Below are 10,943 nucleotides of genomic sequence, written 5' to 3'. Positions count from 1 at the left end.
ACGTCAAGCCTTTGGCGGTTCGGTGCGGGCGAAACTTTCGCGCTGGAAGAGGGTTTCCGCCAGCTTCACCAGCAGCGGACGATCGACGCACCAGCCTGGCGAAACGCGGCGGAAATTGAGGTAGCCGATGGCGCAGGCGATAGCGATGGTCGCCAGATTGACGCTGTCGGTGGCAATTTTCCCCTCGCGGATCAGCTGTTCACAGTGGTCGAGGCTACGGACAATTTTTTCGCGCTGGCGCAGCAGCTCCGTTTCAGACTGCTGTGCCGCCGGACGGGCCTGTTCACGCACGGAAGCCAGCGCCGCATCCATAATCCCGTCCGCCAGCGCCTCAATTTGCCGGATAACGAGCGCCGCTTTGGGTTCACGGGGGATCATAGCCGGGGCGATATCCAGCAGTTCGATGTAGCTGGCAATGATCGGCGAGTCGAACCAGTGCTCACCCTCGTCGGTGACCAGGGCCGGGACTTTGCCCAGGGGATTGTACTGCGCGACACCGCTTTCAGCCTGATAGGGCTGTTCATTAATAAATTCAAAAGTGATGCCTTTCTCCAGCAGGAGAATGGAGATTTTACGCACGAAGGGACTGGTATAACTGCCGATGAGTTTCATTGCCTGCTCCTTATCCGCCAACAAAAGGATAAGTATGGCCCAGGCATAGAAAAAAAGGCAGGTACGCGGATCGCATACCTGCCTTTTTGGGGATTAATGATCGAGATAGAGGTAGTGCATCCAGCTGGTCATACGCAGCAGGACTTTACGCATCACGGAAACGTGGGCGAAGTGATCGGAATAGACCGCCACCTGGGCGTAGATACCGTCAGGCAGGGCGTCCACGTCGACGTTCGGATCCAGTTCGATGGTACCAATCACACCGTCGGTACCCGGCACCACCGTCAGCGCCTGCAGCACCCCCTGCGCCTGGTAGGAACCGCCGGGCACCACCGGCAGAATGCTGGTCAGCTTACCGGAGAAGACCTGGCCCGGCAGGGCATTAAATACCACTTCGGCTTCATCGCCTGGTTTCAGACGCAGTAACGAGTTCTGGCGGAACTGCGCCACAATCTGGCGTTTCTGCTCAGGGATAAAGACCATCACCGGACGCAGCGGCAGTGAAGCCGCGTAAGTACCTGGGCGAATCAGCACCTGGGTGATGTAGCCGTTGCTCGGCGCACGGATGACGGTCTGGTCCAGGTTGTATTGCGCTTCCGCTAACTGGGCGCGCAGGGAGGCAATCTGCGACTGCTCACCGTTAGACATGCTCTCTAACTGGCTCTGGATCTGAACCTGTTCCGCCACCGACGCTTTCACCATGGCGTCCTGCGCCAGGTAATTTTGCCGCGCGTTATCAATATCGCTTTCAGAGAAGGGATTCACCTTCGCCTGGCTGCCTTTTACATAACGCTGATAGTCTTTTAACAGACGATCGCGTTCGGCCGACACGCGGGTGGTATTCGATTGGGCTTCCGCCAGCTGGGCTTTCAGGACATCAATATTGTGTGTCGCCGTCACCAGGTCCGCCTGCAGGCGATCGACGCGGGCTTTATACCTGCCCGGATCGATTTTAAATAACACTTCGCCTTTTTTAATAAGCTGGTTATTTTTATCCGTGACTTCCGTAACAACTCCCGTTACCTGCGGCGTAATCGGAATAGAGATAACCGCTTTCTGCGCCGTGAACGTATACGGGTGGTTATAGTTCATTAATAAAATAAGCGCGGCAACAATAAACACACCGCCCAGGGTCGCGGTCGCCAGTGTCCACTGGTTTACCGGAATACGAAATATTTTAAAGATGGCCCACGCAAACGCGGCATAGGTCAGAATGATCAACAGATCCATGATTAGTGCTCCGGCGTATTCTTATCAGCAACAGGCGGCACTGCGGCCAGTTTTTGTTCCAGCTCGGCTACGCGCTTTGCCAGCGCATCCACGTCGGGATTACGGTCTGGAGGCTGAATGTGGTTTTGCATACCCCACCCGCGTTCGGGCTGATAAAGGGTTGCCCAAATCCACAGAAACGGCCAGATAGCATGGAGCGTAAACAGGCTAATCCACCCTGCCGTATGAATGGCATCGGCATGGGGATGGTTGCGCTTTTTGGCCATGTTATACGGAATGTCATGGATAGCGATGATTCCATAAAAAAGAACCAGGAAGACAAAAATCAACACACCCAGCGCAAAATAGTTGAGAAACATATTTGCCTCACTAAATAAATCGTAAACTCATTAAAATAATTAAATGGTAAGTAGCCACATTAATTCATTCTTAAGCACATAAAGATGTACTTATTATTTCAGAGCCGGGGAGTATGGTTTTTTCTTATATCTCCATGCAAGTTTAGAAGCGTGTCAAAATATATCCTGAATAATAATAGACTTAAGTTTACAGTTTGAGCTTAATCCAGCTTAGAACTTTTCGCCATACCACATTACCGCTACGCTTTTTTAGCTATAAGTGTTGCTGAGTTACAGCCTGGCGTCGATTGTAAGAGCAGATGTTGCCAGCGATCACATCCAGAGAAATCCGCATAAAAATTTTTTGTGGATTTGATCACACTACGGAAACAAATCCGCGACGACGAAATGTGATTTGTTTCACATTTAATGGCCTTAACTGCCGCTTTTGCGTTCATTGTATTTTTTTTACACGTCATTTTTGTGATATTGATCACTTCATTTCTCACCACACCCCCTACATTTACGTGACTCAGATCACACAAATTTAGCCTGTCTGGACAGCTAAACAATTAAGTGCCAGATTTCACGCATCAGAACAGGGCAACCTCTGCCGCCGCATTAACAACAAACCTCGGGCTCAAGGCCTGCGTAAACAGAAGAAGGGGTGTTTTATGTCATCCGATTTTAAGATCAAAGTACAAAGCTTTGGTCGATTCCTCAGCAACATGGTGATGCCAAATATCGGCGCGTTTATCGCGTGGGGTATCATCACCGCGTTATTTATTCCGACAGGGTGGTTGCCTAACGAAACGCTGGCGAAACTTGTTGGCCCAATGATCACCTATCTGCTGCCGCTGCTCATCGGTTATACCGGTGGTCGTCTGGTGGGCGGTGACCGTGGCGGCGTGGTCGGTGCGATCACCACCATGGGTGTTATCGTCGGTGCGGATATGCCGATGTTCCTCGGCGCAATGATTGCCGGTCCTCTGGGCGGCTGGGCGATTAAGAAATTTGACGTCTGGGTCGATGGCAAGATCAAATCCGGCTTCGAAATGCTGGTGAACAACTTCTCTGCCGGCATCATCGGTATGATCCTGGCGATTCTGGCGTTCCTCGGCATTGGCCCGGCAGTTGAAGTGCTCTCCAAAATTCTGGCGGCGGGCGTTAACTTCATGGTTGCCCACGACATGCTGCCGCTGGCGTCCATCTTTGTTGAACCGGCGAAAATCCTGTTCCTGAACAACGCCATTAACCACGGTATCTTCTCACCGCTGGGTATTCAGCAGTCTCACGACCTCGGCAAGTCTATCTTCTTCCTGATCGAAGCTAACCCGGGTCCGGGTATGGGCGTCCTGCTGGCGTACATCTTCTTCGGTCGCGGTAGCGCTAAACAGTCTGCGGGCGGTGCGGCAATCATCCACTTCCTGGGCGGTATCCACGAAATTTACTTCCCGTACGTGCTGATGAACCCACGTCTGATCCTCGCCGTTATCCTCGGCGGTATGACTGGCGTGTTCACACTGAGCGTGCTGGGTGGCGGCCTGGTTTCTCCGGCATCTCCGGGTTCTATCCTGGCGGTACTGGCGATGACCCCGAAAGGCGCTTACTTCGCTAACCTGGCGGCAATCTTCGCGGCCATGGCGGTCTCCTTCGTGGTCTCTGCAATCCTGCTGAAAACCAGCAAGGTGAAAGAAGAAGACGATATCGAAGCGGCAACCCGTCGTATGCAGGACATGAAATCCCAGTCTAAAGGTGTTGCTGCAACGCCGCTGGCTGCGGGTGATGTCTCTAACGACCTGAGCCACGTACGTAAAATCATCGTCGCCTGCGACGCCGGTATGGGTTCCAGCGCCATGGGTGCAGGCGTCCTGCGTAAGAAAGTGGCGGATGCGGGTCTGACCCAGATCTCCGTAACCAACAGCGCGATTAACAGCCTGCCGCCGGATGTTGACCTGGTCATCACCCACCGCGATCTGACCGAGCGTGCGATGCGCCAGGTACCGCAGGCGCAGCATATTTCTCTGACCAACTTCCTCGACAGCGGCCTGTACACCAGCCTGACCGAACGTCTGGTTGCGGCGCAGCGCCACGAAGATAACGAAGTGAAAGTGCGTACCAGCCTGCAGGACAGCTTCGACGAGAGCAACAGCCACCTGTTCAAGCTGGGTGCGGAGAACATCTTCCTTGGCCGTACCGCGAGCCATAAAGAAGAAGCGATTCGCTTCGCCGGTGAGCAGCTGGTGAAAGGGGGCTACGTTCAGCCAGAATATGTTGAAGCGATGCTGGAACGTGAAAAACTGACCCCGACCTACCTGGGCGAATCCATTGCGGTGCCGCACGGTACGGTTGAAGCGAAAGATCGCGTCCTGAAAACCGGCGTGGTGTTCTGTCAGTACCCGGCAGGCGTGCGCTTCGGTGAAGAAGAAGACGACATCGCCCGTCTGGTGATTGGTATCGCGGCCCGTAACAACGAGCACATCCAGGTGATTACCAGCCTGACCAATGCCCTGGACGACGAGACCGTTATCGAACGTCTGGCTAACACCACCAGCGTCGAAGAAGTTCTGGCGCTGCTGAACAAATAAGTTCTGTACCTCCCTCTCCCCGTTGGGGAGAGGGCTAGGGTGAGGGGAAATTAACGTGGTTCCTCACCCCAGCCCTCTCGGGTAAAAACATTGATGAAGGTTAATACTATGAAAGCATTACATTTTGGCGCAGGTAACATCGGTCGTGGCTTTATCGGCAAACTGCTGGCAGACGCGGGCATTACGCTGACATTCGCCGATGTAAATCAGACGGTACTTGATGCCCTGAATGCACGTCATAGCTATCAGGTGCATGTGGTAGGTGAAAACGAGCAGGTCGAAACCGTAAGCGGCGTGAACGCGGTTAGCAGCATTGGCGACGACGTTATCGATCTGATTGCCGGGGTTGACCTGGTCACCACCGCCGTCGGTCCGGTGGTTCTGGAGCGTATCGCGCCGGCGGTGGCGAAAGGTCTGGCAAAACGTAAAGCTCAGGGCAACGAGGCCCCGCTGAACATTATCGCCTGTGAAAACATGGTGCGCGGCACCACCCAGCTGAAAGGCCATGTTATGGCGGCGGTGGCTGAAGAAGATAAAGCCTGGGTTGAAGAGCATGTCGGCTTTGTCGATTCCGCCGTGGACCGCATCGTTCCCCCGTCAGAATCCGCCACTAACGATCCGCTGGAAGTAACCGTTGAGACCTTCAGCGAGTGGATCGTCGATAAAACCCAGTTCAAGGGCGCGCTGCCTGAGATCGCCGGGATGGAATTAACTGATAACCTGATGGCATTTGTCGAGCGTAAGCTCTTCACGCTGAACACCGGGCATGCTATAACCGCCTACCTCGGTAAATTAGCCGGTCATCAGACCATTCGTGACGCCATTCTCGATGAGAACGTCCGCGCCGTGGTAAAAGGTGCAATGGATGAGAGCGGCGCGGTACTGATTAAACGCTACGGTTTTGATGCCGATAAGCATGCGGCATATATTCAGAAAATCCTCGGTCGTTTTGAAAACCCGTATCTGAAAGATGACGTTGAGCGCGTTGGCCGTCAGCCGCTGCGCAAACTGAGTGCGGGCGATCGCCTGATCAAACCGCTGCTCGGCACCCTGGAATACGGTCTGCCGCACAGCAACCTGGTTCAGGGTATTGCCGCCGCGATGCACTACCGCAGCGAAGAAGATCCGCAGGCGCAGGAGCTGGCGCAGCTAATTGCCGAGAAAGGTCCACAGGCCGCGCTGGCGCAGGTATCCGGTCTGGATGCCAACAGCAACGTGGTTGTGGAGGCGGTGAACGTTTATAACGCAACCAAATGATGCAGGAACTGGCGCAGGTCATCCTGTGCCCGGAAGATAGATTGTCAGATATGCAGGCAATAATGGAACAAACCCAGGCCTTTGAAAACCGTGTGCTGGAGCGTCTGAATGCTGGCAAAACCGTACGAAGCTTCCTGATATCCGCCGTCGAGTTATTAACCGAGGCGGTGAATATCCTGGTGCTTCAGGTGTTTCGCAAAGACGACTACGCGGTGAAATACGCAGTTGAACCGTTGCTCGACGGTGACGGCCCCTTGGGCGATTTATCCGTGCGTATGAAACTGATCTATGGCCTGGGCGTCATCAGCCGTCACGAGTATGAAGATGCCGAACTGCTGATGGCATTGCGTGAAGAGCTGAATCACGACGGTAACGAGTATGCGTTTACCGACGATGAGATCCTCGGCCCGCTGGGCGAGTTGCACTGCGTCACCGCCCTGCCCCCGGCACCGCATTTTGATACCAGCGATCCTGAGCTGTACGCCATGCAGAAACAGCGTTACCAGCAGATCGTTCGCTCCACGATGGTACTCTCCCTGACCGAGCTGATTTCCCGAATCAGCTTAAAAAAAGCGTTTCAGAAGTAAGCCTGCGCACATTCGTGTATCATTTGTAGTAATTCCCCCTGTTTTTAGAGCCATTTGTCATGAAAGAAGTCGAAAAGAGTGAAATCAAACGCCTGAGCGATCGCCTGGATCTGATCCGCCACCAGCAGGCCAGCCTGTCGCTGGTTGACGCCGCCGAGAAGTACGCCGAGCTGGAAAAAGAGAAAGCGACGCTGGAAACCGAAATCGAGCGCCTGCGCGGCGTGAAAGAGCAGAAGCTGAGCAAAGAAGCGCAGAAGTTGTCCAAACTGCCTTTCCGCCGTGCCATCACCAAAAAAGAGCAGGCCGATATGGGCAAGCTGAAGAAAAGCGTGCGTGGCCTGGTGGTTGTACACCCGATGACCGAGCTGGGTCGTGAAATGGGTCTGAAAGAGATGACCGGTTTTTGCAAGACTGAGTTCTGATTTTTGCCGGGTGGCGCTGCGCTTACCCGGCCTACCTTTCTGTCACGTCTAAAATTGGCCCAACCAATTCCGCAACCAACCCTTCCCTGGTTCACACTTCCATAATCTTCACTTACAAAATCATTGCCGACCAATAACATTTGGTTAACCATTTGTTGTCATTAACCCTACATCACACTATTGGCAGGACCACTTTTACACTGAATGTGACGCAGAGATGAGCACAGACTCACCGCCTCACAACGGGTGTGGTCCTCAGGAGACCTGCAATGAGCCTCTGGCAACAAAACTACGATCCGGCAGGAAACATCTGGCTGTCGAGCCTGATCGCCTCGCTACCTATCCTGTTTTTCTTCTTCGCGCTGATTAAACTCAAGCTGAAGGGATACCTTGCCGCGACGTACACCGTCGCTATTGCCCTGATGGTCGCGCTGTTCTTCTACAAAATGCCGGTCGATCGCGCGCTGGCCTCTGTCGTCTATGGCTTCTTCTACGGCCTGTGGCCGATCGCCTGGATAATCATTGCTGCGGTCTTCGTCTATAAAATCTCGGTCAAGACCGGGCAGTTCGACATTATCCGCTCGTCGATTCTTTCCATTACGCCGGACCAGCGTCTGCAGATGCTGATCGTCGGCTTCTCCTTCGGCGCGTTCCTTGAAGGGGCCGCCGGATTCGGTGCGCCGGTGGCCATCACCGCCGCCCTGCTGGTTGGGCTGGGCTTTAACCCGCTGTATGCCGCCGGGCTGTGTCTGATCGTGAACACCGCGCCGGTGGCGTTTGGTGCGATGGGCATTCCGATTCTGGTCGCCGGGCAGGTCACCGGGCTGGACAGCTTTGAGATTGGCCAGATGGTGGGCCGTCAGCTGCCGTTCCTGACCATTATCGTGCTGTTCTGGATCATGGCGATTATGGACGGCTGGCGCGGCGTGAAGGAGACCTGGCCTGCGGTGATGGTCGCCGGTGGCTCGTTCGCTATCGCCCAGTACCTGAGCTCCAACTTCCTCGGCCCGGAACTGCCGGACATTATCTCGTCCCTGGTTTCTCTGGTCTGCCTGACGCTGTTCCTGAAACGCTGGCAGCCGGTGCGTATCTTCCGCTTTGCCGATATGGGCGCCTCGCAGGTCGATCAGACCCTGGCCCGCACCGGCTACACGCCGGGACAGATTGTCCGCGCCTGGTCGCCGTTCCTGTTCCTGACCGCGACCGTTACCCTGTGGAGTATTCCGCCGTTTAAAGCCCTGTTCGCTCCGAACGGCGCGCTGTACGACATGGTGGTGAATATCTCCGTGCCGTTCCTCGACAAGATGGTCGCGCGTATGCCGCCGGTGGTGCACGACGCCACGCCGTACGCGGCGGTATTCAAGTTCGACTGGTTCTCTGCCACCGGCACGGCAATCCTGTTTGCCGCTATCCTTTCCGTGGTGTGGCTGCGCATGAAGCCGGCTGCTGCGGTGCAGACGTTTGCCGCTACCCTTAAAGAACTGATGCTGCCGATCTACTCCATCGGCATGGTGCTGGCGTTCGCGTTTATCTCGAACTATTCCGGCCTGTCATCGACGCTGGCGCTGGCGCTGGCCCATACCGGCTCCGCGTTCACCTTCTTCTCGCCGTTCCTCGGCTGGTTGGGGGTGTTCCTGACCGGGTCGGATACGTCGTCGAACGCCCTGTTTGCGGCCCTGCAGGCCACGGCCGCCCAGCAGATTGGCGTGTCGGATGTGCTGCTGGTGGCAGCCAACACCACCGGCGGCGTGACCGGCAAGATGATCTCGCCTCAGTCCATCGCCATTGCCTGTGCGGCGGTAGGCCTGGTGGGCAAAGAGTCGGATCTGTTCCGCTTTACCGTTAAACACAGCCTGATATTTACCTGCATGGTGGGGGTGATCACCACCCTGCAGGCCTATGTCTTAACCTGGATGATCCCATGATAGTGATGCCCAGACGCCTGTCCGACGAGATCGCTTCTCGCGTGCGGGCGCTGATTGAAGAGATGCAGCTGGAGGCGGGCATGAAGTTACCCGCCGAGCGCCAGCTTGCCACCCAGCTTGGCGTGTCGCGCAACTCGCTGCGCGAAGCCTTAGCGACCCTGGTCAGCGAAGGGGTTCTGGTGAGCCGTCGCGGTGGCGGGACCTTTGTGCGCTGGCAGCACGATGACTGGTCCGGACAGAACATTGTTCAGCCGTTGAAAACCCTGATGGAGAACGACCCGGACTACAGCTTCGATATCCTCGAAGCCCGCCACGCCATCGAAACCAGCACCGCCTGGCATGCGGCCATGCGGGCGACCGAGGCGGATAAAGAGAAGCTCAGAGCCTGTTTCGACGCCACGCAAAGCAGCGACCCGGATATCGCCTCGCAGGCGGACGTGCGTTTCCATCTGGCCATCGCCGAGGCCTCGCATAACGTCGTTCTGCTCCAGACCATGCGCGGCTTCTTCGACCTGCTGCAATCCTCCGTTAAGCAGAGCCGCCAGCGCATGTACCTGGTGCCCCCCGTTTTTGCCAGGCTGACCGAGCAGCACGAGGCGGTACTCAACGCCATTCTTGCCGGTGATGCCGAAGCCGCACGCGCAGCGATGATGGCGCATCTGGGCTTCGTCCACACCACCATTAAACGATTCGATGAAGATCAGGCCCGACAGGCGCGTATTACCCGTCTGCCTGGCGACAACGCTATTTCCAGGGAGAACAATTCATGATCATTTCCGCAGCCAGTGATTATCGCGCCGCCGCCCAGCGCATCCTGCCGCCGTTCCTGTTTCACTATATCGACGGCGGAGCCTATTCCGAATACACCCTGCGTCGCAACGTGGAAGACCTGTCGGAAGTGGCCCTGCGTCAGCGCGTGCTGAAGAATATGTCTGACCTGAGCCTTGAGACAAAACTGTTCAACGAAACGCTCTCCATGCCGGTGGCCCTCGCCCCGGTCGGGCTGTGCGGCATGTACGCTCGCCGCGGTGAAGTGCAGGCCGCAGCGGCGGCGGATGCGAAAGGCATTCCCTTTACCCTCTCCACCGTCTCGGTCTGCCCGATTGAAGAGGTCGCCCCGACCATCAAGCGCCCGATGTGGTTCCAGCTGTACGTCCTGCGCGATCGCGGGTTTATGCGCAATGCCCTGGAGCGCGCCAAAGCGGCAGGCTGTTCCACCCTGGTCTTTACCGTGGATATGCCGACGCCCGGCGCACGTTACCGCGATGCCCACTCCGGGATGAGCGGTGCGAACGCAGCGATGCGCCGCTACTGGCAGGCGGTGACGCATCCGCAATGGGCCTGGGATGTGGGGGTGAACGGTCGCCCGCATGACCTGGGGAATATCTCCGCCTATCTGGGTAAACCGACGGGACTGGAAGATTACATTGGCTGGCTGGCAAATAACTTCGATCCGTCGATCTCGTGGAAAGACCTGGAGTGGATCCGCGAGTTCTGGGATGGCCCGATGGTGATCAAAGGGATCCTCGATCCGGAAGATGCCCGGGATGCGGTGCGCTTTGGCGCCGACGGGATTGTGGTGTCGAATCACGGCGGTCGCCAGCTCGACGGCGTGCTCTCCTCGGCCCGCGCCCTGCCCGCCATTGCCGATGCGGTTAAGGGCGATATCGCCATTCTGGCAGATTCCGGGATCCGCAACGGTCTGGACGTGGTGCGCATGATTGCCCTCGGGGCCGACACCGTCCTGCTGGGCCGGGCGTATCTGTACGCTCTGGCGACCCACGGTCAGGCGGGAGTAGCGAATCTGCTTAACCTGATCGAGAAAGAGATGAAGGTGGCGATGACGCTGACCGGCGCGAAAACCATCCCGGAAATCAGCAAGGAGATGCTGGTGCAGGAGTTGAGTAAGATCCCTGCCGGGCTGGCACCGCTGGCGCAGGGAAATGCGGCTTAGGTTGGTGCGGTCTGATCCCCTCACCCTGAC

Annotated in this window: 10 protein-coding genes; 7 read left to right on the top strand and 3 right to left on the bottom strand. The window is 56.3% G+C overall.

Annotated elements, in window-relative coordinates; genetic code table 11:
- Nucleotides 1–3: 3 nt before the first annotated feature.
- The 3 genes from FFB58_RS20255 to FFB58_RS20245 form a co-directional block, all read right to left on the bottom strand.
- A complete protein-coding gene (locus FFB58_RS20255) occupies nt 4–612 on the bottom strand; it encodes a glutathione S-transferase (RefSeq protein WP_138370838.1) in 609 nt (202 codons plus the stop codon).
- A gap of 93 nt (nt 613–705) precedes the next feature.
- Nucleotides 706–1,842, bottom strand: coding sequence for an HlyD family secretion protein (locus tag FFB58_RS20250; protein WP_138370837.1), 1,137 nt, complete (start codon nt 1,840–1,842; stop codon nt 706–708).
- A 2-nt stretch (nt 1,843–1,844) separates the two neighbouring features.
- Nucleotides 1,845–2,201 carry a DUF3302 domain-containing protein gene (locus tag FFB58_RS20245; protein ID WP_039030136.1) on the bottom strand — a complete coding sequence of 119 codons (357 nt, stop codon included), beginning with the start codon at nt 2,199–2,201 and terminating at the stop codon, nt 1,845–1,847.
- A gap of 653 nt (nt 2,202–2,854) precedes the next feature.
- On the opposite strand from FFB58_RS20245, the gene FFB58_RS20235 reads away from it, so the two are divergent.
- The 7 genes from FFB58_RS20235 (at nt 2,855) to lldD (ending at nt 10,913) form a co-directional block, all read left to right on the top strand.
- A complete protein-coding gene (locus FFB58_RS20235) occupies nt 2,855–4,768 on the top strand; it encodes a PTS mannitol transporter subunit IICBA (protein WP_039030137.1) in 1,914 nt (637 codons plus the stop codon).
- A gap of 108 nt (nt 4,769–4,876) precedes the next feature.
- Nucleotides 4,877–6,025: a mannitol-1-phosphate 5-dehydrogenase gene (gene mtlD / locus FFB58_RS20230; protein WP_072036667.1), complete on the top strand. Its 1,149-nt coding sequence runs from the start codon at nt 4,877–4,879 to the stop codon at nt 6,023–6,025.
- A complete protein-coding gene (mtlR, locus tag FFB58_RS20225; RefSeq protein WP_138370835.1) occupies nt 6,022–6,612 on the top strand; it encodes a mannitol operon repressor MtlR in 591 nt (196 codons plus the stop codon). The genes mtlD and mtlR overlap by 4 nt, the downstream gene beginning before the upstream one ends.
- Before the next feature lie 59 nt (nt 6,613–6,671).
- Nucleotides 6,672–7,034 (top strand): YibL family ribosome-associated protein, encoded by a 363-nt coding sequence (locus FFB58_RS20220; RefSeq protein WP_039030140.1) that lies wholly within the window; start codon nt 6,672–6,674, stop codon nt 7,032–7,034.
- Between the two features lie 269 nt (nt 7,035–7,303).
- Nucleotides 7,304–8,959, top strand: a complete 1,656-nt coding sequence (lldP, locus tag FFB58_RS20215) for an L-lactate permease (protein WP_138370834.1) — start codon at nt 7,304–7,306, stop codon at nt 8,957–8,959.
- Complete coding sequence (gene lldR / locus FFB58_RS20210) at nt 8,956–9,729, top strand: transcriptional regulator LldR (RefSeq protein ID WP_138370833.1); 774 nt, start codon at nt 8,956–8,958, stop codon at nt 9,727–9,729. The genes lldP and lldR overlap by 4 nt, the downstream gene beginning before the upstream one ends.
- Nucleotides 9,726–10,913: an FMN-dependent L-lactate dehydrogenase LldD gene (gene lldD, locus FFB58_RS20205; protein WP_039030143.1), complete on the top strand. Its 1,188-nt coding sequence runs from the start codon at nt 9,726–9,728 to the stop codon at nt 10,911–10,913. Before lldR ends, lldD begins: the two co-directional genes overlap by 4 nt.
- Nucleotides 10,914–10,943: the final 30 nt, after the last annotated feature.

The organism is Enterobacter sp. MF024, from assembly GCF_005843915.1.
Classification (GTDB): domain Bacteria; phylum Pseudomonadota; class Gammaproteobacteria; order Enterobacterales; family Enterobacteriaceae; genus Enterobacter; species Enterobacter barmai.
The sequence above is the reverse complement of the archived record's forward strand: the minus strand, read 5'-3'. Positions and strand labels throughout refer to the sequence as shown.